Annotated in this window: 16 protein-coding genes and 4 tRNA genes; 9 read left to right on the plus strand and 11 right to left on the minus strand. The window is 68.9% G+C overall.

Features of this window, described 5'->3' with window-relative positions:
* Positions 1–175: 175 nt before the first annotated feature.
* From G3N18_RS06975 to G3N18_RS06990, 4 genes are all read right to left on the minus strand, one after another.
* The gene (locus tag G3N18_RS06975; protein WP_196383588.1) at positions 176–1,234 is read right to left on the minus strand and encodes a hypothetical protein; all 1,059 of its coding nucleotides are present in this window, start codon (positions 1,232–1,234) and stop codon (positions 176–178) included.
* A 649-nt stretch (positions 1,235–1,883) separates the two neighbouring features.
* A tRNA-Val gene (locus tag G3N18_RS06980) sits at positions 1,884–1,955 on the minus strand.
* Positions 1,956–1,982: 27 nt separating this feature from the next.
* Positions 1,983–2,053: transfer RNA gene (locus G3N18_RS06985), tRNA-Cys, on the minus strand.
* Between the two features lie 54 nt (positions 2,054–2,107).
* Positions 2,108–2,180, minus strand: a tRNA-Gly gene (locus G3N18_RS06990).
* A 172-nt stretch (positions 2,181–2,352) separates the two neighbouring features.
* Here G3N18_RS06990 and G3N18_RS06995 point away from each other — a divergent pair.
* Both G3N18_RS06995 and G3N18_RS07000 read left to right on the plus strand, forming a co-directional pair.
* Positions 2,353–2,428, plus strand: a tRNA-Val gene (locus G3N18_RS06995).
* 65 nt (positions 2,429–2,493) lie between these two features.
* Positions 2,494–2,838, plus strand: coding sequence for a YnfA family protein (locus G3N18_RS07000; RefSeq protein WP_196383589.1), 345 nt, complete (start codon positions 2,494–2,496; stop codon positions 2,836–2,838).
* Positions 2,839–2,862: 24 nt separating this feature from the next.
* On the opposite strand, the gene G3N18_RS07005 is transcribed toward G3N18_RS07000, so the two are convergent.
* The 4 genes from G3N18_RS07005 to G3N18_RS07020 form a co-directional block, all read right to left on the minus strand.
* Entirely contained in the window at positions 2,863–3,474 is a 612-nt protein-coding gene (locus G3N18_RS07005) for a type II toxin-antitoxin system PemK/MazF family toxin (RefSeq protein ID WP_196383590.1), read from the minus strand.
* A gap of 134 nt (positions 3,475–3,608) precedes the next feature.
* Entirely contained in the window at positions 3,609–4,835 is a 1,227-nt protein-coding gene (locus G3N18_RS07010; RefSeq protein WP_196383591.1) for an ammonium transporter, read from the minus strand.
* A gap of 193 nt (positions 4,836–5,028) precedes the next feature.
* Positions 5,029–5,991, minus strand: coding sequence for a cell division protein ZapE (gene zapE / locus G3N18_RS07015; protein ID WP_196383619.1), 963 nt, complete (start codon positions 5,989–5,991; stop codon positions 5,029–5,031).
* A gap of 56 nt (positions 5,992–6,047) precedes the next feature.
* On the minus strand, positions 6,048–7,271 hold the full coding sequence (locus G3N18_RS07020) for an alpha/beta hydrolase family protein (protein WP_196383592.1): 1,224 nt from the start codon (positions 7,269–7,271) through the stop codon (positions 6,048–6,050).
* A gap of 25 nt (positions 7,272–7,296) precedes the next feature.
* On the opposite strand from G3N18_RS07020, the gene G3N18_RS07025 reads away from it, so the two are divergent.
* The 7 genes from G3N18_RS07025 (at position 7,297) to G3N18_RS07055 (ending at position 14,298) form a co-directional block, all read left to right on the plus strand.
* Positions 7,297–7,887: a DUF3000 domain-containing protein gene (locus tag G3N18_RS07025; protein ID WP_196383593.1), complete on the plus strand. Its 591-nt coding sequence runs from the start codon at positions 7,297–7,299 to the stop codon at positions 7,885–7,887.
* The gene (locus G3N18_RS07030; protein WP_196383594.1) at positions 7,880–9,076 is read left to right on the plus strand and encodes an HRDC domain-containing protein; all 1,197 of its coding nucleotides are present in this window, start codon (positions 7,880–7,882) and stop codon (positions 9,074–9,076) included. The genes G3N18_RS07025 and G3N18_RS07030 overlap by 8 nt, the downstream gene beginning before the upstream one ends.
* A 72-nt stretch (positions 9,077–9,148) precedes the next feature.
* Positions 9,149–10,351: an acetyl-CoA C-acyltransferase gene (locus tag G3N18_RS07035; protein WP_196383595.1), complete on the plus strand. Its 1,203-nt coding sequence runs from the start codon at positions 9,149–9,151 to the stop codon at positions 10,349–10,351.
* An 11-nt stretch (positions 10,352–10,362) separates the two neighbouring features.
* Positions 10,363–12,507, plus strand: coding sequence for a 3-hydroxyacyl-CoA dehydrogenase NAD-binding domain-containing protein (locus G3N18_RS07040; RefSeq protein ID WP_196383596.1), 2,145 nt, complete (start codon positions 10,363–10,365; stop codon positions 12,505–12,507).
* Between the two features lie 169 nt (positions 12,508–12,676).
* Positions 12,677–13,381, plus strand: a complete 705-nt coding sequence (locus tag G3N18_RS07045; protein WP_196383597.1) for an SPFH domain-containing protein — start codon at positions 12,677–12,679, stop codon at positions 13,379–13,381.
* 42 nt (positions 13,382–13,423) lie between these two features.
* Positions 13,424–14,107: a TetR/AcrR family transcriptional regulator gene (locus G3N18_RS07050; protein ID WP_196383598.1), complete on the plus strand. Its 684-nt coding sequence runs from the start codon at positions 13,424–13,426 to the stop codon at positions 14,105–14,107.
* Positions 14,104–14,298 carry a hypothetical protein gene (locus G3N18_RS07055; RefSeq protein ID WP_196383599.1) on the plus strand — a complete coding sequence of 65 codons (195 nt, stop codon included), beginning with the start codon at positions 14,104–14,106 and terminating at the stop codon, positions 14,296–14,298. The genes G3N18_RS07050 and G3N18_RS07055 overlap by 4 nt, the downstream gene beginning before the upstream one ends.
* A gap of 13 nt (positions 14,299–14,311) precedes the next feature.
* Here G3N18_RS07055 and pepN read toward each other — a convergent pair whose 3' ends face one another.
* The 3 genes from pepN to G3N18_RS07070 all read right to left on the minus strand — a co-directional run bounded on the left by pepN (position 14,312) and on the right by G3N18_RS07070 (position 21,762).
* On the minus strand, positions 14,312–16,834 hold the full coding sequence (gene pepN / locus G3N18_RS07060; RefSeq protein ID WP_196383600.1) for an aminopeptidase N: 2,523 nt from the start codon (positions 16,832–16,834) through the stop codon (positions 14,312–14,314).
* Positions 16,835–16,879: 45 nt separating this feature from the next.
* Positions 16,880–18,838, minus strand: coding sequence for a 1-deoxy-D-xylulose-5-phosphate synthase (gene dxs, locus G3N18_RS07065; RefSeq protein WP_196383601.1), 1,959 nt, complete (start codon positions 18,836–18,838; stop codon positions 16,880–16,882).
* An 86-nt stretch (positions 18,839–18,924) separates the two neighbouring features.
* A complete protein-coding gene (locus tag G3N18_RS07070; RefSeq protein ID WP_196383602.1) occupies positions 18,925–21,762 on the minus strand; it encodes an aconitate hydratase AcnA in 2,838 nt (945 codons plus the stop codon).
* Positions 21,763–21,879 lie beyond the last annotated feature (117 nt).

Here is a 21,879-nt window from a genome sequence, read left to right on the forward strand (position 1 = left end):
GGCAGATCGCCGGCTGGAAAGCTATCCTGAATACCCTGTCCATCACCTACGGCGACCGCCTAGGAATCAACTAAGCCGAAGCCCCATACACAAAGGAACGGACAGACCCGCGAACCGTAGGGGCGGCGCCGAGGGACTCGGCGGTGGATCCGACCGCGGAAGCGTACGAGTGCTCTTAGCTGACCGTTGGAAGATCGGGTAGTGAGGCGGTCAGGCCCTTCTGGAATGCTGCGTACTCTGGCGCGCGGGCGGTGGCGAATGCGTTGTTCTGCGGCCCATTCGACCAGAAGTCGACTGGGTCAGGCGTCAGATATGGCATCGGTCCGGTGAGCACGGTGAATGCAAGCACAGATCCTGGCGGCACAGATCTTTCGACTTGCCAGTTCGCGAATCCTGTCATCGGGTTGTCGCTGGTGAACTTGCTGATGCTCGCGTTCGTGCCGGGCACCACGAACATTACGGACTTCGCGGTGCGTGGGTCTCCAGCCATCTCAATGGTCGCGCCCTTCTCAGGGCGCCAGAGGTAGAGCTGCACGTCTCCGTCGGCTACGCGTCGGAGGTAGTTAACCAAGTGTGGGTCGACGAAGTTTGTATTGACGGTCGCAAGGTGGTTGAAGTCAGCGGTGAGCTGACGTCGTTCCAGGTCTGGCAGTTGGTTCGCCGCGTTGATGCGATTCGCGGCGACACGGATTGCTGGCGGGAGCCCGTCGAGTGCGCCGATGAGCGTGGATCCGCCGAGGACGAGGGCGTGCTGCTGATCGAGGGTCAGGCTCTGCCACCACGCTGCGGTTTGCTCGGGGGTCTGCGCGGTGAGGAGCTTGTCGGTCAGTTCGGGGTGTGCGGCGAGGAGGGTGGCGATGTCGGTCTCACTCATGCCGGCGAGCTGTTCGAGAGTCACACCGCCCGGCGCTCCCGGAAGCGACCACGAGGCCAGCGTCCCCCGTGAGGTCGCACCGGTGAGGGTGATCACGGCCATATTGTCTGCCGAGGCGCGCTCATTGGCGAGTTGCTCCAGCTGCGTGTTCAGTCCCTTCAGAGATTCCTGCATCGTCGCGAGGCGCGACTCGATGCCTCTGACCAGGCCCGGGTCGTCCCACAGGTCAAGCTCACGGCGCAGCGAGAGGATCCGAGCGTTGGCACCGTTGATCTGCTGGCAGATGAGCTCCAGACGCGCGGCGATACCGCCTGGTTGAGTACAGGGGCAACTCTGTTGTCTGCGAATGCTGCCACGCAAGACGTGATGGCGAGGATTCCCGGCCAGCTCCGGCGCTCGTCCAGCACTCCCGAGCAGGAGCGGTCGCGAACAATCGCGCTCGGCTCTGACCAACGCGAAGGCTGGTTGTTCGTTTGGGCGACTCGTACTGCGGGATCTGATCCCGACACATCCACGTCATCGCTCCGGCGGTACCTTCAGGCCAAGAAGTATCAGCTCGGGCTTCACCGCGGGACTGCCCTTGTCTATGACCAAGCCACGGGCATTCTGGTCGACGTGCTCTTCGACGACCGCTTGGCCAGCCCGAGCGCGGAGCTCGACCTTGAGGTCCTGAAGCTGCGACCGATCGAAGCGTCGAGCGCGCCACTACCGCCGCGCGCAAAGGGCACGAACCCGCGGCATCCTCGCAAGAAGCGGAGAAGGCACTGAATCGCGATCGCATCGTTCTCGTCGTGTCACACGCAGGCAGTGGCGCCGGCGATGCCTCAGCGGACCGGGTGCTCACAACCTGTGGTGCTCGAGACCATCGCGCGGGAAAACGTCGGAGAAAGGCGCACCCGGCCGTTCACCTCGCGCACACCCGAAGCGATGTTCCCCGTATATTCCCCGAAGGCTAGCGCTTCGCTCCCCATGCGAGAAAAACCCCTGATTTCTCAGGGGTTTTCTTGTGTGCGCGATACTGGGATCGAACCAGTGACCTCTTCCGTGTCAGGGAAGCGCGCTACCGCTGCGCCAATCGCGCCTATAAAGGCTGTTCAGTTATGAGGTGAGGTGGCGACGGGATTCGAACCCGTGTAAACGGCTTTGCAGGCCGGTGCCTAGCCGCTCGGCCACGCCACCGTGTGGATTGACCCCACGTGCCGTGATCTCCTCAAAAAGAGACCCCTGCACTTGAGCGGATGACGAGACTCGAACTCGCGACCCCAACCTTGGCAAGGTTGTGCGCTACCAACTGCGCTACATCCGCGTTTTCCCGTGGTTGTCGTTTCCGACTCCCTCAGGCACTTGATCGACTTTAGTGCACTCCACGCACTTCGCAAAACCGAGCGCACCCCGCGCGTGTCTCGCCGACGATTCGTTCCCGGGCCCCGGCATCCGGTAACATCGGTTCTCGGCCCGCGGATCACTCCCCGGGTCACGGGCGATTGGCGCAGTTGGTAGCGCGCTTCCTTCACACGGAAGAGGTCATCAGTTCGAGTCTGGTATCGCCCACCATTTGCAGTAAACCGATCCGGTAGATCCTGCCGACTCCGCCTCGTGTCGCCTGACAGACTGACGGCGTGACGACACTTCGGATCATCCTGCTGTTCGCCCTCGCAGCCCTCGCCGAAATCGGCGGTGCGTGGCTCATCTGGCAGTCGGTGCGCGAGAATCGCGGGTGGTGGTTTGCGCTCCTCGGCGTCGTCGCGCTCGGCGCCTACGGCTTCGTCGCGGCACTGCAGCCCGATCCACACTTCGGTCGCGTGCTCGCTGCGTACGGCGGTGTCTTCGTCGCAGGGTCGCTCGCGTGGGGCGTCGTCGTCGACGGCTTCACCCCGACTCTCTGGGACTATGTCGGGACGGTCGTCGCTCTCGCAGGTGCAGCGATCATCGTCTTCGCACCACTCTTCGCCCAGACGAAGTGACAGCGTCCTGGGCGACACAAACGTCTAGAGCTCGATGTCCCACCCGTAGCGGCCATGCAGCGCCTGGGCGACGCGGGTGAACCGTGCGCGGTCGAGGGCGGATGCCTCGCGGCGCATGCCCTCGGCGTGCACGCTGTACAGCTGCTCGATGTCGATCCACGACGGCCGTCCCTGGCCATCCCAGGGGCCCGTGCCGATCGACACGAAGTCGCGGTCTCCGTCGTGCGCCTTGCTCGTGAGGCGCACGGCGTAGACCCGCTCGTCGCTCTGCCGTGCGATCACGAGCACCGGACGGTCTTTGCCGCGCCCGTCGTGCTCGGCGTACGGAACCCACGTCCAGACGATCTCGCCGGCGTCGGGGTCTCCATCGCGCTCGGGGGCGTACGAGATGCGCAGGGCCGACCGTGCCGGCGGATCGATCTCGATCGTCGCGGTGTGGCCGCTCTGGGCGCGTGCAGTCGCCGCGACGGTGGCCTCGGCGCGCCGCGTGGCGCTCAGCGACCCGGCGTCGCGGCGCTCGCGTTCGTCGCGGCGCGCGGCATCCTTCAACTGGTCGTCGACGACCCCGGCCCCGCCGGTGAAGACGTTGATGAGCCCTTTGATGAACCCGGTGAGATAGCTGTCGCGCGCCGCCATGGGCTCACCCTACCGAACCGCCCGCGACTGCCCTCGACCGCTCGGCGACGGTTCACGGGAGCGCAGAAGAAGGGCGCCGGATCGGATCCGGCGCCCTTCTGCGCTGTCAGACAGCGCGCTGTGTGATGGTGCGGTCAGTCTGCGAGGGCGTAACCCTCTTCGCCGTGCACGACCGTGTCGATACCGGCGATCTCGTCTTCGTTCTTCACGCGGAAGCCGATCGTCTTCTCGATGAGCAGGCCCAGCAGGTAGGCGACGACGAACGAGTAGATCAGCACACCGAAGGCGGCGATGAACTGCACGAGCAGCTGCGCACCCGTGCCGCCGGTGAAGAGGCCGGTGTCGGTCGCGAAGAACCCGATGTAGAGCGTGCCGATGATGCCACCCACGAGGTGCACGCCGACCACGTCGAGCGAGTCGTCGTAGCCGAGCTTCCACTTCAGCTCCACCGCGAAGGCGCAGACCGCGCCGGCGATCACACCGAGCAGCAGCGCCCATCCGGGAGCGAGCGCGGCGCACGAGGGGGTGATGGCGACGAGGCCGGCGACGGCGCCCGAGGCGGCACCGACGGCGGTGGGCTTGCCGTCCTTGAGCTTCTCGACGACGATCCAGCCGATGATGGCGGCGGCGGTCGCGCCGAGCGTGTTGATCACGATCAGGCCGACCTTCGAGTCAGCGGTACCGAGCAGCGAGAACGTGCCCTCAGCGCCAGCGTTGAAGCCGAACCAGCCGAACCACAGGATCGCGGCGCCGAGCATCACGAGCGGCACGTTGTGCGGCTTGTGGATGCCCTTCTGGAAGCCGACACGCTTGCCGAGCACGAGGGCGAGCGCCAGGGCCGCCGCACCGGCGTTGATGTGCACGGCGGTACCACCGGCGTAGTCGATGACGCTGACGTCGAGCCCGAGGTTCGAGCCCAGGTTGTAGGCCCAGCCACCGCCCCACACCCACGCGGCCACCGGGAAGTAGACGACGGTCGCCCAGATACCGGCGAAGATCATCCACGAGCCGAACTTGGCACGGTCGGCGATCGCGCCCGAGATGAGCGCGACGGTGATGATCGCGAAGGTCGCGCCGTAGGCCGAGACGACGAGGCCGTCGCTCGAGGTGCCGGCGAGACCGAAGTCGCTGAACGGGTTGCCGGAGAGGAACTGGTTCTCACCCTCGGCGATGACCGTCATGTTCGAGCCGTAGAGGATCCAGAGCACGCCGACCAGGCCCATCGCTCCGAAGCTCATCATCATCATGCTGACGACGCTCTTGGCCTTCACCAGGCCGCCGTAGAAGAACGCCACACCCGGCGTCATGAAAAGTACGAGGGCTGTCGCCGTGACAGACCACGCGAGGTTTCCGCTGTCCATGAAGATCCTCACTCAGGGGTTGTGTAACTCGGGCCCCTCCCCTGCAGCGTTTCGGGTCGCAGCGGTTGAGGCACCCCCAGTGTGACCACACGCGGTTTCCTGCGGCATGCGTGTCGTGTTTCGCGCGGGTTACAGACGCCCCTGTGGTGTGAACATCACGTTTCGAGGCGCGCTCCGGCGCGCTCGGCGGCCGTCAGGAATGCGTCAGCGCGTTCAGGCGCGAGATCGCGCGCAGGTACTTCTTGCGGTAGCCGCCGGTGAGCATCTCGGGGGCGAACACGCGGTCGAGGGGCTCCCCCGTGGCGCGAACCGGGATCTGCGCGTCGTAGGCACGATCGACGAAGGCGACGAAGCGCAGCGCCGCGGACTGGTCGTCGAGCTCGGCGACATCGCGGATGCCGATCGTGTCGATCCCGTCGATCAACCGGATGTAGCGCGAGGGGTGCACGGATGCCAGGTGCCGCACGAGCCCCGCGAAGTCGTCGTCCGACGCGGTGCCTGCGGCGGAGGCATCCGTCAGCACCTGCGCGTAGGCGGCGTCGTCGAGCACCTGCGCGTGCCCGTCGAGGGCGCGCTGCCGGTAGTCGGTGCCGTCGATGCGGATGGTCTCGAAGCTCGACGCCATCGCATGGATCTCGCGCAAGAAGTCCTGCGCTGCGAAGCGGCCCTCACCGAGCGCGTTCGGCGGCGTGTTCGAGGTGGCGGCAAGCTTCGTGCCGGTGGGGACCAGCTCGCCGATCAGCCGCGTCATCACCATCGTGTCGCCGGGATCGTCGAGCTCGAACTCGTCGATGCAGAGCAGGTCGGCCCCGCGGAAGAGCTCGACCGTCTTCTGATACCCGAGCGCGCCGACGAGCGCCGTGTACTCGATGAACGACCCGAAATACTTCCGCCGCGCGGGCATGGCGTGGTAAATGGATGCCAGCAGGTGCGTCTTGCCGACACCGAACCCGCCGTCGAGGTACACGCCCGGCTTCATCTCGGGCGCCTTCTTGGCGCGACGGAACAGACCACCGCGCTCGGCGGGCGCTCCGCCGCCGCTGAACACGATGAGACGGTCTTTCGCCTCTTGCTGGGACGGGTAGGCGGGGTCGGCGCGATAGGTCTCGAAGGTCGCGTCGTCGAACTGCGGCGGCGGAACGAGGGCGGCGACCATCTCGGCGCCCGACACCTGCGGGCTGCGCTCGGTCAGGTGCACGAGGCCCGAAGCACTCACGACGCCACCTCTTCCGTGACGAGTCCGTGTCGGCGCACCCAGTCGCCGATGGCCTCGGTCCAGCGCTCCTGGTCGTAGTTCCACAACTTGGTGTGGCGCGCCGTCGAGAAGGTCTGCAGCTCGACGAGGTCGGGGCGGGCCTCGGCCAGCGCGTGCGACGCACTCGACGGCACGAAGCCGTCGTCGTCGCTGTGCAGCAACAGGATCGGGTGGCGCAGCTCGCCCGCGCGGGCGACGATGTCGAGACGGTCGAACGGGATGCCGCCTTCGGAGCGCGTCGCGGGCGCCGTCCAGTCGGCCCGCAGCGTCTCGATCGCAAGGCCCGTCACGGGCGCCGGCAGACCGAGCGCGCGCCCCTGATAGGTGAGGACGGTGCGCCAGTCGACGACGGGAGAGTCGAGGATCAGCCCCGCGATGCGCTCACGGTGCGCCGAGCCGAGCGCGGCCTGCAGCGCGATCGCCCCGCCCATCGACCAGCCCATGAGAATGATGCGCTGCGCGCCGCGCCGACGCGCCCACGCGATCGCGGCATCGACGTCGCGCCACTCGGTCGCGCCGAGGGCATAACTGCCGGTGCGGGTGCGGGGCGCCTCGCCGTCGTTGCGATACGAGACGACCAGCGACGCGATGCCGAGCGCGTGGAAGACGGGCACCGCGCGCAGGCACTCGGCACGTGTCGTGCCGCGGCCGTGGATCTGGATGACCCACGTCTCGGCGCTCTCGGCCGACGCGGCGGGGAACAACCAGGCGGGGCAGCTGCCCACGGCGGCGTGCACGTGCTCTTCGGTGAACGGCAGGTGCAGCTCTTCGGGGCGCTGGAAATACCATCCGCTGAACGCCGCCTCGGCAGCCAGGTGCATGTCACCCTCCACCTCGGTCAGCAGCTTGCGTTTCACGCTGCCGCTGTCGCTCGAGAGCACCGAGCCGATCTTCAGATACTCGGCGGCACCGGTCGTGAACAGCCCGTACCGCCCCGGCAGCACCGTGTCGGGGGTGCGCGTGAGCGTGATCGTCTGCGCGGCGACATCCACGTTCAGGATGCGCGTGTCGGCGGCCCGCGCGGCGGGCATGACCACCCGGCGGGCGATGCGCACGGTGACGACGGCGAGGGCGACGCAGACACCGAAAAGGGCCGTGGCCAGCGCAACGATCACGGCCCGCAGGGCCGCCGCGGAACCGAATCGTGAGTCGAGGGCGACGGCGCGCCTGGATGCCTTCATCGTCCCTGCATTCTAGTCTGATCGCGTGGATGAGCCCCGTCCCCCGGCCGGATCGCCGACGTTCGCCGGCGTCGCCGATGCGCTTCGCGCGCAGTCGTTCCGATCCGATTTCGCCGTGCGCGAGATCCCCGCCCCCGCCACGCTGGCGCCCGACGCCTTCGCCGTCGCCGGCGATGTGCGGCCCGATGTCGACGGTGTCGACTCGGAGCTCGGCACCGGCCGCTTCGTGCTGCTGCACGATCCCGCCGAGCCCGACGCGTGGGACGGCGCGTGGCGCATCGTCTGTTTCGCGCAGGCGCCCCTCGAACCCGAGATCGGCACCGATCCACTCCTCGCCGAGGTCGCGTGGTCGTGGCTCCTCGACGCGCTCGAGGCTCGCGGAGCCGCCTACCACTCGGCATCCGGCACCGCCACCAAGACGCTCTCGCGCGGCTTCGGCGGGCTCGCCGACGAGGGCGACGGGGCGCAGATCGAACTGCGCGCGTCGTGGTCGCCGTCGGGCGACATCGCCGCGCACCTCGATGCATGGGCAGAATTGGTGTGCATGCTGGCGGGCCTTCCGCCGGGATCGGAAGGGATCGCCGTGTTCGGAGCACAGAGGATGACGCGTGGCTGAATATGACGTGATCGCCGACGCCGCAGGGCTCGGCGAGGCATCCGCGCTGCTGGCGGCCGGCACAGGGCCGGTCGCCGTCGATGTCGAGCGCGCTTCGGGCTTTCGCTATTCGCAGCGCGCCTACCTGGTGCAGGTCTTCCGCCGCGGGGCCGGCGCGTTCCTCTTCGACCCGCCGGCGATCGGCGACATGACGGCGCTGCAGCGCGCGATCGGCGGCGAGGAGTGGATTCTGCACGCGGCGAGCCAAGATCTGCCGTCGCTGCGCGAACTGCACCTCGACCCGCCGTCGATCTTCGACACCGAGCTCGCCGCGCGCCTGCTCGGCCACGAGCGCGTGGGGCTCGGCGCCGTCGTCGAAGACACTCTGGGCATCACTCTCGCGAAGGCGCACTCGGCCTCGGACTGGTCGACGCGACCGCTGCCGCAGCCGTGGCTCGAATACGCCGCGCTTGATGTGATGCACCTGGTCGACGTCTACGACGCGCTCGTCCTCGAACTCGCCGAGCAGGACAAGACCGAGATCGCGGCGCAAGAGTTCGAAGCCGTGCGCACACGCCCCGACAAGCCACCCCGTGAAGAACCGTGGCGCCGCCTCAGCGGATTGCACACGGTGCGTGGTCGACGTTCGCTCGCGGTCGCGCGCTCGTTGTGGCAGGCGCGCGAAGACTACGCGCGCGACCAAGACACCTCACCCGGTCGCCTCGTGCCCGATCGTTCGCTCATCGCCGCCGTGCTCGCCGACCCGGCGAGCAAGCAGGAACTCTCGCGCGTCAAAGACTTCACGGGGCGCGCGAGTCGCACCCAGCTCGACCGGTGGTGGGCCGCGATCGAGGCGGGGCGCGGCGAGACCGCGCTTCCCGCCGAGCGCGTGCCGGGTGACGGGATGCCTCCGATCCGGGCCTGGGCCGACCGAAATCCGGCCGCCGATGCGCGTCTGAAAGCCGCGCGGCCCGCCGTCGAGCAGCTCGCCGTCGACCTGCGCATGCCCACCGAGAACCTGCTGACGCCCGACACGCTGCGGCGCGTCGCGTGGACCCCGCCCGACGAGGTCGACGCGGACTCGGTCGGCGAGGTGCTCGCAAGCCACGGCGCGCGGCCCTGGCAGATCGAGCTCGTGGGCCCCGTGATCGCGGCGGCCTTTGTCGATTCCGTGCACGCCGCCGACGACGCATCGGTGGACGCCTCGTAGAATCGAACCAACCGATTCCGCGGGACTGAGTGTCACGTTAGGCTGTACTCAATCCCAAACTTTGGAGGCAGTGTGGCCGAGCTCTCGGACGTCTACTTCGTCGACGGCATGCGAACCCCTTTCGGGCGCGCCGGCGAGAAGGGCATGTACTGGAACACCCGATCGGATGACCTCGCCGTCAAGGCGACGATCGGCCTGATGGAACGAAACCCCGACGTTCCCGCCGACCGCGTCGACGACGTCGCGATCGCCGCGACGAGCCAGACTGGTGAGCAGGGACTCACGCTCGGCCGCTCGGTGGCGATCCTCGCAGGCCTGCCGCAGACCGTGCCCGGCTTCGCGATCGACCGCATGTGCGCGGGCGCGATGACGAGCGTGGCGATGATGGGGGCATCCATCGGCGCCGGCATGTACGAGGTCGCCCTCGCCGGCGGCGTCGAGCACATGGGCCACTACCCCATCGGCGGCAACGCCGACCCGAACCCGCGGTTCGTCTCGGAGCGCATGGTCGACCCGGGTGCGCTCAACATGGGCGTCACCGCCGAGCGCATCTTCGACCGCTTCCCGCAGCTGACCAAGGAGCGTTCCGACCGCTTCGGCATGCTCAGCCAGCACAAGGCGCAGGCCGCGTACGAGGCCGGCAAGTTCCAGCCCGACCTCGTCACCGTGGCGATCAAAGACGCCGAGGGCGGCTGGGGCCTCGCCACCGAAGACGAGGGCCGTCGCCCCGAGACCACGATGGAAGACCTCGCGAGCCTCAAGACCCCGTTTCGTCCGCACGGCCGCGTGACCGCCGGAACCTCCTCGCCCCTCACTGACGGCGCGACGATGTCGCTACTCGCGGGCGGCGGAGCCGTGAAGGAGCTGGGCCTGAAGCCGAAGATGCGCATGGTCTCGTTCGCGTTCGCGGGGGTCCAGCCCGAGATCATGGGCATCGGTCCGATCCCCTCGACCGAGAAGGCCCTGAAGAAGGCCGGACTCAGGATCGACGACATCGGCCTGTTCGAGCTGAACGAGGCGTTCGCGGTGCAGGTGCTGTCGCTCCTCGACCACTTCGGCATCGCCGACGACGACCCCCGCGTCAACCAGTGGGGCGGCGCGATCGCGCTCGGGCACCCGCTCGCGGCATCCGGTGTGCGTCTCATGATCCAGCTTGCGGCGCAGTTCGCCGAGCGCCCCGACGTCCGCTACGGCCTCACCGCGATGTGCGTGGGCCTCGGGCAGGGCGGTTCGGTCATCTGGGAGAACCCGCACTACAACGGCAAGAAGCGCTGAGGACACGCGACATGACAAATTACGACGAGATCGACTTCTCCCCTCTCACCGCACTGACGGACGGCGAGGTCATCACGCACGCGCGCGTCCGCGACATCCGCCTCGCCTCGGGCAAGGTGCTCGCGCTCATCACGCTCGACAACGGACGCGACCACACGCGGCCGAACACGCTGGGCCCGGCGACCATGACCGCCCTCGGCGAGACCCTCGACGCGCTGAAGGCCCGCGCGGCCGCCGGCGAGATCGACGCCGTGGGCGTGACGGGCAAGCAGTACATCCTCGCGGCCGGCGCCGACCTGTCCGACATCACGAAGGTCGGCTCGAAGGCCAACGCCAAGCTCGTGGCCCAGCTCGGTCACAAGGTGTTCGGCAAGCTCGGCGCGCTCGGCGTGCCCTCGTTCGCGTTCGTCAACGGGCTCGCGCTCGGCGGCGGGCTCGAGATCGCGCTGAACTCCGACTACCGCACGGTGGATGCCTCGGCGGCCGCGATCGCGCTCCCCGAAGTGTTCCTGGGCATCATCCCGGGCTGGGGCGGCGCCTACCTGCTGCCGAACCTCATCGGCATCGAGAACGCGCTCGAGGTCGTGATCTCGAACCCGCTCAAGCAGAACCGCATGCTGAAGCCGCAGCAGGCCTACGACTACGGCATCTTCGACGCGATCTTCCCCGCCGCGACCTACCTGGAGCGCTCGCTCGCGTGGGCCGACGGCGTGCTGACCGGCGCGATCAAGGTCGAGCGCAAGAACCAGCCCGGCAAGATCGAGCGCACGGTCAAGTGGCCCGTCGCCGTCAAGATGGCGCGCGGCATGCTCGAGTCGAAGATCGGCACGGTGCCCCGCTCCCCCTACGTCGCGCTCGACCTGCTCGACAAGGCGCGCTCGGGCACGAAGGAGGAGGGTTTCGCCCGCGAAGACGAGGCGCTCGCCGACCTCGTGACCGGCGACCAGTTCGCGGCATCCATGTATGCGTTCGACCTGGTGCAGAAGCGCGCGAAGCGCCCCGTCGGCGCGCCCGACAAGGCCCTCGCCAAGAAGGTCACGAAGGTCGGCATCATCGGTGCGGGCCTCATGGCCAGCCAGTTCGCGCTGCTGTTCGTGCGCAAGCTCAAGGTGCCCGTGCTGATCACCGACCTCGACCAGGCGCGCGTTGATAAGGGCGTCGCCTACATCCACGACGAGATCGGCAAGCTCGAGGCGAAGGGTCGCCTCGACGGCGACACCGCGAACCAGCTGCGCGCCCTCGTGACGGGCACGACCGACAAGAGCCGCTACGCCGACTGCGACTTCGTCATCGAGGCCGTCTTCGAAGAGGTCGGTGTCAAGCAGCAGGTCTTCGCCGAGATCGAGCCCATCATCGCCGAGGACGCGATCCTCGCGACCAACACCTCGTCGCTGTCGGTTGAGGAGATCGGGTCGAAGCTCGCCCACCCCGAGCGTCTCGTCGGCTTCCACTTCTTCAACCCGGTCGCGGTCATGCCGCTGATCGAGATCGTGAAGACGCCCGAGACCTCGGATGCCGCGCTGTCGACCGCGTTCGTCGTCGCGCGTGGCCTCGGCAAGAACGCCGTGCTCACCGCCGATGCCCCCGGGTTCGTGGTGAACCGCCTGCTCGCGAAGGTCATGGGCGAGGCCGCCCGCGCCGTCTACGAGGGCACGCCCGTCGCGGACGTCGAGAAGGCGTTCGCTCCGCTCGGCCTGCCGATGGGTCCGTTCCAGTTGATCGACCTGGTCGGTTGGAAGGTCGCCGCGCACGTGCAGGACACGATGGTGCACGCGTTCCCCGACCGCTTCTACGCGAACGAGAACTTCCACGCCCTCGCGGAGCTACCGCAGGTCGTCGAGAAAGACAAGGGCGGCCGGGTCACCGGCTTCACCAAGGATGCACAGAAGGTGCTGAAGGGGCACGTCGGGTCGTCCCCGGCGTCGGCCGACACGATCCTGCGCCGCGTGCAGGACGGCCTGGCCACCGAGATCAAGTTGATGCTCGACGAGGGCGTCGTGCCCGAGGTCGAGGACATCGACCTGTGCCTCATCCTCGGCGCGGGCTGGCCCTTCATCGACGGCGGCGCGTCGCCCTACCTCGACCGTGAGGGTGCCTCGGAGCGCGCGTTCGGCGACACCTTCCACCACCCGGTGATCAGGGGCATCGCCGACTGATATCGAAGGCGGCGAGACCGCTTCTGCACATCGAGACCCCGCACCCCGGTGCGGGGTCTCGATGCGTGTGCGGGTCTCACCGGAACGGCATGCGACGATCGCGTGAACATCGTGTGCGCGAGGGCGCGAAGCGGGCGAGGGATGCCTGCACACCAGGCATCCTGGGGGTGTGATCGAGACCTTCACGTCGATGTTCGGCACGAGCGGGATGAACTCGCTCATCAAGACCGGCGGCGCCGTGCTCACCGTGCTGCTCGTCGTGCCGGCCCTGTTCAAGCTGCTCATGGTGACGATCGACGAGGGCGAGGCCGCGATCCGCACGCGGAACGGCCGGCCGATCGTGCGGCGGCGCGCGAGCCGCGGCAGCGAGGCCGGCGAGGTCGTCGTGCTCGCTCCCGGCACGCACGCCGTCTTTCCCGTGCTCGCGTGGTACCGCCGCGTCGACACGCGCGTGCGCTCGACCGATCTGCCGGCGCGGCAGCTCACGGCCGGCAGCGGTCGGCAGCACCTCGTGCACGCATCGTTCGACTGGCGCCCGTTCGTCACGGGCGCCGATCTGCGCGTCTTCGAGCTCGAGGTCGTGCACGTTACCGAACGCACCGGAAACCTCGTCGGCGCGGCGCTCCGCGACCTCGTGCGCGGCGACGAGGGAACGCAGCTGCCCGTGAACGCCGACCTCTCGGCATCCGTCGTCGACGCCTGCGCCGACCGTGTGCGCGCCGCGTGCGGCATCGAGCTGCTTTCGGTCGTCATCACCGGCGATGCGCTGACCGACGGGTACCTCCTCTCCGAGGCGATCGTCGGCCGCACCGGCGACGAGGCCGCCGACACGAGTGCGTGGGCGGGCGCGGTCACGGCGCTCCGCTCCGTGTAGCCGCGCCGGCGGCGTGCGGCCGCACCGTGCTAGCGTTTGAACATGTTCAGTTCTGCGGCGCGCGAGGGCACGACAACCAAGAGCGAGAGAACGCGGGGGCTCTTGCGTGACCTTGCCCTGCGGTCGTTCCGCGAACGCGGGTACGACGCCACGACGATCCGCCTGATCGCGACCGAGGCGGGCGTGTCGGTCGGCACGACGAACTATCACTTCGCGTCGAAGGCCGACCTCGTGCAGGATCTCTACCTCGACGTGCAGGAGCGGCACCGGGATGCCGCGGCGCCGCTGCTCTCGCAGTCGACCGACCTGATCGAGCGGCTGCGGATCGTCTACACGACCGGCCTCGACCAGCTGACCGACTATCACGCCCACGCGGCTGAGTTCGTCTCGGCGGCCCTCGCACCCCGCTCAGGCATCAATCCCCTGTCGGCGGAGTCCACGCCGGCGCGCGACATCACCGAGGGCCTCTTCGCCGAGGCGGTCGACGGAGCACGCACCGGCCTTCCCGACGGGGTCGCCGAGGCTCTGCCGCCCGCCCTCTTCCTCGGCCACCTGCTGCTCGCGCTGTACTGGGTCTACGACGATTCGCCGGGCCAGGCCCGCACCCGCCGGCTGCTCGACCGAGGGCTGTCGATCCTCAAGCTCGCGCTGCCTCTGGCCCGCATGCCGCTCGTGCGTCGGCCCCTCGCCGAGCTTCTCGCGCTCGTCGGCGAGGTGCGCCCGTGACCGCGCGCTCACCGCGCACGGCCACCGAGCCCATGGCCTTCAGCGGGGTGGAGTTCGCCCGCGGAGCCGTGGCCGCAGGCCTCTGGTCGATGCTCTTCGCCTTCGTCGGGTGGACCGTCGCCGCCTTCCCGTGGGGTCTCTTCTCGTTCGCGGTCGTCATCCCTGCCGGAGCGAGAAGAGCCGGCGAATGAGCAACCGGGCGCGTCAGAGCGAGGGCTGAGCAGCCCGCACCCGCAGGTCGCGGGCGAGCCCGTCGCGCTGCTCGATCACGAGGCGGCGGAGCGCTCCCGGGGCATCCGCGTTCGCGTCCAGCCACGCATCGACCGGGTCGAGCGTGTCGGATGCCGGGAACAGACCGATCACGAGGCGGCGTGCGATCTCGATGCTGCGTGCGGACCACGCGGGGCGGATGCGCGCGAAGTAGTCCGCGTCGAACTCCTCGACGAGGTCTCGTCGCCCGCCCGCACGCACACCCGCGATCGTCGCGTCGAGGTGGTCGTTGGTGAGGCTCCCGTCGTCCCACGCGGCGTGCCAGGCGTCCGCCCGCACGGCGGCGTCCGGTCGCGCCGCGAGCACCGCGCGATACGCCGTGCGCCCCTGCGACGAGCCGTCGCGTGCGAGCTCGGCGTCTGCCGCGGCGAGGTCGACATGCCCGGTCGCCGAGAGCGCGGCGAGCCAGTCCCAGCGCAGCTCGGGGTCGAGCGCCAGCCCGCTCGGGGCCTCGGCCTCACCCCAGAGGATCGCCGTCAGTTCGGCGGCGCGCCGATCGCTGCGGGATGCCGCCGCGCCCACCGCCCGCGCCCAGGCGAGCTGCGCGTCGGACCCCGCCGGCGCCGCCCACAGTGCCGTCCACGCGGTCTCGAGCCAGTCCGCCGCCAACCGGTCGCGCTCGGCAGCGGCGGCGTAGTGACCGATCGCGAACTGCGCGTGCGCGAGGGCGTCGGCGAGGAGAGCCGCATTGCCCTCGCGCGGTGCGTGCTGTGCCACGATCTCGAGGTAGCGCGCCACGGGCAGCTCGCCGTCCCGCGTGGCATCCCACAGCGCCGCCCAGATCACGGCGCGCGCCAGGGCGTCGTCGATCGTCGAGAGGCCGCGCGCCGCGGCATCCGTCGACCGCGCGTCGAGCCGCACCTTCGCGTACGTCCGGTCGCCGTCGTTCGGCAGGACGAGATCGACGGACGACTCCCCCGACAGCGCGGGCACCGGCGTGCGCTCGGCGGCGATGTCGACGTCGACGCTCCCGCGCTGCATGAGACGGTCGCCCTCGAACGCGTAGAGTCCGACGGCGAGCCGGTGCGGGCGGGGGTCGGTCTGCACCACTGTGAGCGCGCCGTCTCCCTCACGCTCGACCGAGATCTGCGACATGCCGGTCGTCTGCATCCAGGCCTCGCTCCACGCGCGCAGGTCGCGCCCCGACTCGGTCTCGAGAGCGGTCAGCAGATCGTCGAGCGTCGTGTTGCCGTAGGCGTGATCGGCGAAGTAGCGGCGCGCCCCGCGGAAGAACGCGTCTTCCCCCACGAACGCGACGAGCTGCTTGAGCACCGAGGCGCCCTTCGCGTAGGTGATGCCGTCGAAGTTGAGCTTCGCGGCTTCGAGGTCGGGGATGTCGGCGACAATCGGGTGCGTCGTCGGCAGCTGGTCTTGCACGTACGCCCAGCCCTTCCGCCGGCTCGCAAATGTGACCCAGGCGTCGGGGAACCCTCCCGCGACGACGGCCGCGTGCGCGCCGGAGAAGTCGGCGAACGACTCTTTCAGCCACAGGTCGTCCCACCAGCGCATCGTCGCGAGGTCACCGAACCACATGTGCGCCATCTCGTGCAGGATCGTGTTCGCGCGCCCCTCGTGCTGCGCGACCGTCGCGGCGCCGCGGAACACGTAGCGCTCGGTGAACGTGACGAGCCCGGGGTTCTCCATCGCGCCGAGGTTGTACTCGGGCACGAAGATCTGGTCATACTTTCCCCACGGGTAGACGAGACCGAAGGCGTCGGAGAAGAAGTCCAGCCCGCGCTGAGTGATGCCGAGGACCTCGTCGGCATCGCCCGAGTCGACGAGGTGCGGCGCGAGCGAAGCACGGCAGAGCACGCCGAGCGGCACCGGGCCGGCGGGGCCGTGCCACACCCCTTCGACCCGGTGGTACGGGCCCGCAGCGACCGCCGTGATGTAGCTCGACAGCGGCAACGTCTCGGCGAACGCCACGCGCACCCCGCCCTCGACCGGCTCACGCGCCGCCTCGGCGCCGTTCGAGAGCACCTGCCAACCGTCCGGCGCGATCACGACGAACCGCCACCGCGCCTTCATGTCGGGCTGCTCGAACACCGGGTAGACGCGTCGGCTGTCGGCCGGCTCGTACTGGGTGTAGAGGTACACCGCGTCGTCTACCGGGTCACTGAAGCGGTGCAGCCCCTCGCCCGACGTGCTGTAACGACCCGTGCCGCGGACCGTCACCAGGTTGTGCGCCGCGAGTCCGCGCACCCGCACGCGGGCGCCGTCCCACTCCACCGGCTGCGGGGCGCCGTTGACGATCACCTCGTCTACCGAGGCGCCGAGGAAGTCGATCCACGTCGCCTCGACGGATGCCCCGAACACGAGCGTCGACGAGGTCGGGAAGGTCGTGGCATCCGCTGCCCGCGCTCCCCGCAGGTCGATCTCGACATCGACCGTCTGCAGCTGGATGCCGGCGGCGCGGGCCGCCGTCTCGTCACGGGTGAGGTTGGCGGTGGAGGTCATCCCTCCATGCTTTCACGACTCACCCGGCGCGCGCGGCGCGAGGCGTCAGCGATCCTGCGTTTCGCCGTCGGGCGTGCCGATGGCCCAGATCGCGCCGGTGTCGGTCGAGGGACGGGCCACCGGGATGCGGGTGCCGAGCACCTGGGCGACGACGTCTTGCGCGATTTTCGCCGCGTTCAGGCCCGCGTCGTCGAGGATCTGCTCGCGGGTCGCGTGGTTCAAGAACTCGTCGGGCAGGCCGAGCTCGTCGACGGCCGTGTCGACGCCCGCCTCGCGCAGCACCTGGCGCACGCGCGTACCGACGCCGCCGACGCGGATGCCGTCTTCGATGGTGATGACCAGCCGGTGCGCGGCAGCGAGGCGCACCACCGAGGGCTGCACGGGCACGACCCAGCGCGGGTCGATGACCGTCGCGCCGATCCCCTGCGCGCGCAGGCGCTCGGCGACCTCGACCGCGAGCCGAGTCATCGGTCCGATGCCGACGAGCAGAACGTCTTCTTCGCCGTGCCGCCACAGCACGTCGACCCCGTCTGAGAGTCGCTCGATCGCGGGCTGGTCGGCGGCGACGTTGCCCTTCGGGAAGCGCACGACGGTCGGGGCGTCGTCCACGGCGATCGCCTCGGCGAACTCTTCGCGCAACCGCGCCTCGTCGCGCGGTGCGGCGATGCGGATGCCGGGCACCAGCTGCAGCATCGCGAGGTCCCACACGCCGTGGTGGCTGGGGCCGTCGGGGCCGGTGACGCCGGAACGGTCGAGCACGAAGGTGACGCCGGCTTTGTGCAGCGCGACATCCATCATCACCTGGTCGAACGCGCGGTTCATGAACGTGGCGTAGATCGCGACGACCGGGTGCAGCCCGCCGAAGGCGAGGCCGGCGGCGGATGCCACGGCGTGCTGCTCGGCGATGCCGACGTCGTACACGCGCTCGGGGAACCGCTGCGCGAACGGCTGCAGGCCGGTGGGGCGGAGCATCGCCGCCGTGACGGCGATGATGTCGTCGCGCTGCTCCCCCGCCTCGACGAGCGCCTCGGAGAAGACATCGGTCCACGCCTGCCCGTCGCTGGCGCCCAGAGGTTCGCCCGTGGCCGGGTCGATCTTGCCGACCGCGTGGAACTGGTCGGCCTCGTCGTTGCGGGCGGGCTCGTAGCCCTGCCCCTTCTCGGTGATGACGTGCACGATGACGGGGGCGCGGTACGCCTTCGCGAGCCGCAGCGTCTCTTCGAGCACGGGCAAGTCGTGACCGTCGATCGGGCCCAGGTATTTGATGTCGAGATTCGAGTACAGCGCTGCGTTGTTCGAGAAGCGCGAGAGGAACCCGTGCGTGCCGCCGCGCACCCCGCGGTACACGGCGCGGCCGGCGGGGCCCAGTTTGCGGAAGAACGAATCCGACCCGCGGCGCAGGTTCTCGTAGCCGTCGGTCGTGCGCACGCGGTTGAGATAGCGCGCCATGCCGCCGATCGTCGGCGCATACGAGCGCCCGTTGTCGTTGACGACGATCACGAGGTTGCGCTCGTTGTCGTCAGAGATGTTGTTGAGCGCCTCCCACGTCATGCCGCCCGTGAGCGCACCGTCGCCGACGACGGCGACGACATGCCGGTCGGTGCGACCGGTGCGGTTCAGGGCGCGCGAGATGCCGTCGGCCCAGCTGAGCGAACTCGACGCGTGCGACGACTCGACCACGTCGTGCACGCTCTCGGAGCGCTGCGGGTAGCCGGCGAGCCCCCCGCGCGACCGCAGGCGGCTGAAGTCCTGCCGGCCGGTGAGCAGCTTGTGCACGTACGACTGGTGCCCGGTGTCGAACACGAACGGGTCGTTCGGTGAGTCGAACACCCGGTGAAGGGCGATCGTCAGCTCGACGACGCCGAGGTTCGGGCCGAGGTGCCCTCCCGTGCGGGCGACGTTCTGGATGAGGAACTCGCGCACCTCCTGGGCGAGCTGTTCCAGCTGGTCCGGAGTGAGCGCGTCGAGGTCACGGGGACCGGTGATCGAGGCGAGCAGACTCATCCCTCGAGTCTACGTCGCACAACGGCGAACGCCCCGGCTTCGGTGACCCCTTGCGGGGACCGATGCCGGGGCGTTATGCGCCGGGCTCAGACGAGCGAGCGCAGCACGTACTGCAGGATGCCGCCGTTGCGGTAGTAGTCGGCCTCACCGGGTGTGTCGATTCGGACCTTCGCGTCGAAGACGACCGTCTCCTTGCCCTCGGGCGAGAACTCGCTCGGGGCGGCGGTGACCTTCACCGTCTTCGGGGTGGTGCCGTTGTTGAGCTCCTCGAGACCCTCGATCGAGACGATCTCGGTGCCGTCGAGGCCGAGGCTCTTCCAGGACTGGCCCTCGGGGAACTGCAGCGGGACGACGCCCATTCCGATGAGGTTCGAGCGGTGGATGCGCTCGAAGCTCTCGGTGATGACGGCCTTGACGCCGAGGAGCGACGTGCCCTTGGCCGCCCAGTCGCGCGACGAGCCCGAGCCGTACTCCTTGCCGCCGAAGACCACGAGCGGGGTGCCCTGCGCCTGGTAGTTCTGGCTCGCGTCGAAGATGTACGACTGCGGACCGCCGGCCTGCGTGAAGTCGCGCGTGTACCCGCCCTCGATGATCTGGCCGTCGTTGACCGCCGCGACGAGCTCGTTCTTCAGACGGATGTTCGCGAACGTGCCGCGGATCATGACCTCGTGGTTGCCGCGGCGCGAGCCGTAGGAGTTGAAGTCCTTCTGCGCGACGCCGTGCTCCGTGAGGTACTGCGCGGCCGGGGTGCCCGCCTTGATGTTGCCCGCCGGCGAGATGTGGTCGGTCGTGACCGAGTCGCCCAGGGTGGCCATGACGCGCGCACCGTGGATGTCGCTCACGGGGGTGAGATCCATCGACATGCCGTCGAAGTAGGGCGCCTTGCGCACGTAGGTCGAGTCGGCATCCCACTCGAAGATGGGCCCCTCGGGGGTGGGCAGGCTCTTCCAGCGCTCGTCACCGTCGAACACGGTCGCGTACTGGGTGATGAACTGGTCGCGGGAGATCGACGAGTCGATGACCTGCTGGACCTCTTCCGGCGCGGGCCAGATGTCCTTCAGGAACACGTCGTTGCCGTCCTGGTCCTTGCCGAGCGGGTCGGTCTCGAAGTCGAAGTTCATCGACCCGGCGAGAGCGTAGGCGACGACCAGCGGCGGGGATGCCAGGTAGTTCATCTTGACGTCGGGGCTGATGCGGCCCTCGAAGTTGCGGTTGCCCGAGAGCACCGCCGTCACGGCGAGGTCGTTCTCGTTGATCGCGGCCGAGACCTCTTCGATCAGCGGACCCGAGTTGCCGATGCAGATCGTGCAGCCGTAGCCGACGGTGTAGAAACCGAGGCCCTCGAGGTCTTTGTCGAGACCCGACTTCTCGTAGTAGTCCGTCACGACCTTCGAGCCGGGGCCGAGCGTCGTCTTGACCCACGGCTTCTGCTTCAGGCCCTTGTTCCGCGCCTTGCGGGCGAGCAGGCCCGCGGCGATCATGACCGACGGGTTCGACGTGTTGGTGCAGGACGTGATCGCCGCGAGGGTGACCGCGCCGTTGTCGAGGAGGTACGCGGTGCCATCGGGCGTCGTGACCTTGACGGGGTTGGATGCCGCAGCCGGACCGCCGCTCGAGATGATGACCTCGCCCGTCTCGGGCTGCTCATCGCCGGGCACGGGGCCCGGGTCGGAGGCGGGGAACGTCCCGTCGCCCTCGAGGTCGACGATCGAGTGCGAGATGGCGGGCGTCGCGTAGTTGACGATGTCCTTCTCGAACTGGGTCTTCGCCTCGGAGAGGAGGATGCGGTCCTGCGGACGCTTCGGTCCGGCGATGGAGGGCACGACCGTGCCGAGGTCGAGCTCCATGTACTCGCTGAACACGGGCTCGTTGTCGGAGTCGTGCCAGAGCTTCTGCTCCTTGGCGTACGCCTCGACGAGTGCGACCGTCTGCTCGTCGCGACCGGTGAGGCGCAGGTAGTCGAGCGTGACGTCGTCGATGGGGAACATCGCGGCCGTCGAGCCGAACTCCGGGCTCATGTTGCCGATCGTGGCGCGGTTGGCGAGCGGCACGGATGCCACGCCCTCGCCGTAGAACTCGACGAACTTGCCGACGACGCCGTGCTTGCGCAGCATGTCGGTGATCGTGAGGACGACGTCGGTGGCCGTGACGCCGGCGGGGATCTCGCCCGTGAGCTTGAAGCCGACGACGCGCGGGATGAGCATCGACACGGGCTGGCCGAGCATGGCCGCCTCGGCCTCGATGCCGCCGACGCCCCAGCCGAGCACGCCCAGGCCGTTGACCATCGTGGTGTGCGAATCGGTGCCGACACAGGTGTCTGGGTAGGCGCGCAGTACGCCGTCGCGGCCGGTGCGGTCGTAGATGACCTTCGCCAGGTGCTCGATGTTCACCTGGTGGACGATGCCGGTGCCCGGGGGGACGACCTTGAAGTCCTGGAAAGCGGTCTGGCCCCAGCGCAGGAACTGGTAGCGCTCACCGTTGCGCTCGTACTCGATCTCGACGTTGCGCTCGAGGGCGTTCTCGCTGCCGAAGAGGTCGGCGATGACGGAGTGGTCGATGACCATCTCGGCGGGCGAGAGCGGGTTGATCTTGTCGGGGTCGCCTCCGAGGGCGGTGACCGCCTCGCGCATCGTGGCGAGGTCGACGATGCAGGGCACACCGGTGAAGTCCTGCATGACCACGCGCGCGGGCGTGAACTGGATCTCGGTGTCGGGCTCGGCGTCGGGATCCCACGAACCGAGCGCCTCGATCTGGCTCTTGGTCACGTTCGCACCGTCTTCGGTGCGCAGCAGGTTCTCGAGCAGCACCTTGAGGCTGAACGGGAGCTTCTCGTAGCCGGCGACCGTGTCGACGCGATAGATCTCGTAGTCGGTGCCGCCGACTGTCAGGGTGCTCTTGGCTCCGAAGCTGTCAACTGTGGACACGTCTCTACTCCTTCTTCGGGGGCACGGGCGCGCACGTCTCGCGGCGGCCGCTCACTCCATCTTCCCCGCCTCCGTCGCGCGCGGCTAGTGAGGTCGCCCTTACCGGCGTCGTCCGCG

It is taken from the genome of Microbacterium paulum (genome assembly GCF_015707995.1).
In the GTDB taxonomy this organism is placed as follows: domain Bacteria; phylum Actinomycetota; class Actinomycetes; order Actinomycetales; family Microbacteriaceae; genus Microbacterium; species Microbacterium paulum.

Bases quoted from the DNA above. Each gene is read 5' to 3' on its own strand.
- G3N18_RS07050 (WP_196383598.1), top strand. From the start codon at position 13,424: ATGTTCAGTTCTGCGGCGCGCGAGGGCACGACAACCAAGAGCGAGAGA.
- zapE (WP_196383619.1), bottom strand. From the start codon at position 5,991: ATGGTCGCCGCCCTCGTTCCGCCGCCGCAGTTCGACGACGCGACCTTC.
- G3N18_RS07010 (WP_196383591.1), bottom strand. From the start codon at position 4,835: ATGGACAGCGGAAACCTCGCGTGGTCTGTCACGGCGACAGCCCTCGTA.
- pepN (WP_196383600.1), bottom strand. From the start codon at position 16,834: ATGACCTCCACCGCCAACCTCACCCGTGACGAGACGGCGGCCCGCGCC.
- dxs (WP_196383601.1), bottom strand. From the start codon at position 18,838: ATGAGTCTGCTCGCCTCGATCACCGGTCCCCGTGACCTCGACGCGCTC.
- G3N18_RS07020 (WP_196383592.1), bottom strand. From the start codon at position 7,271: ATGAAGGCATCCAGGCGCGCCGTCGCCCTCGACTCACGATTCGGTTCC.
- G3N18_RS07040 (WP_196383596.1), top strand. From the start codon at position 10,363: ATGACAAATTACGACGAGATCGACTTCTCCCCTCTCACCGCACTGACG.
- G3N18_RS07005 (WP_196383590.1), bottom strand. From the start codon at position 3,474: ATGGCGGCGCGCGACAGCTATCTCACCGGGTTCATCAAAGGGCTCATC.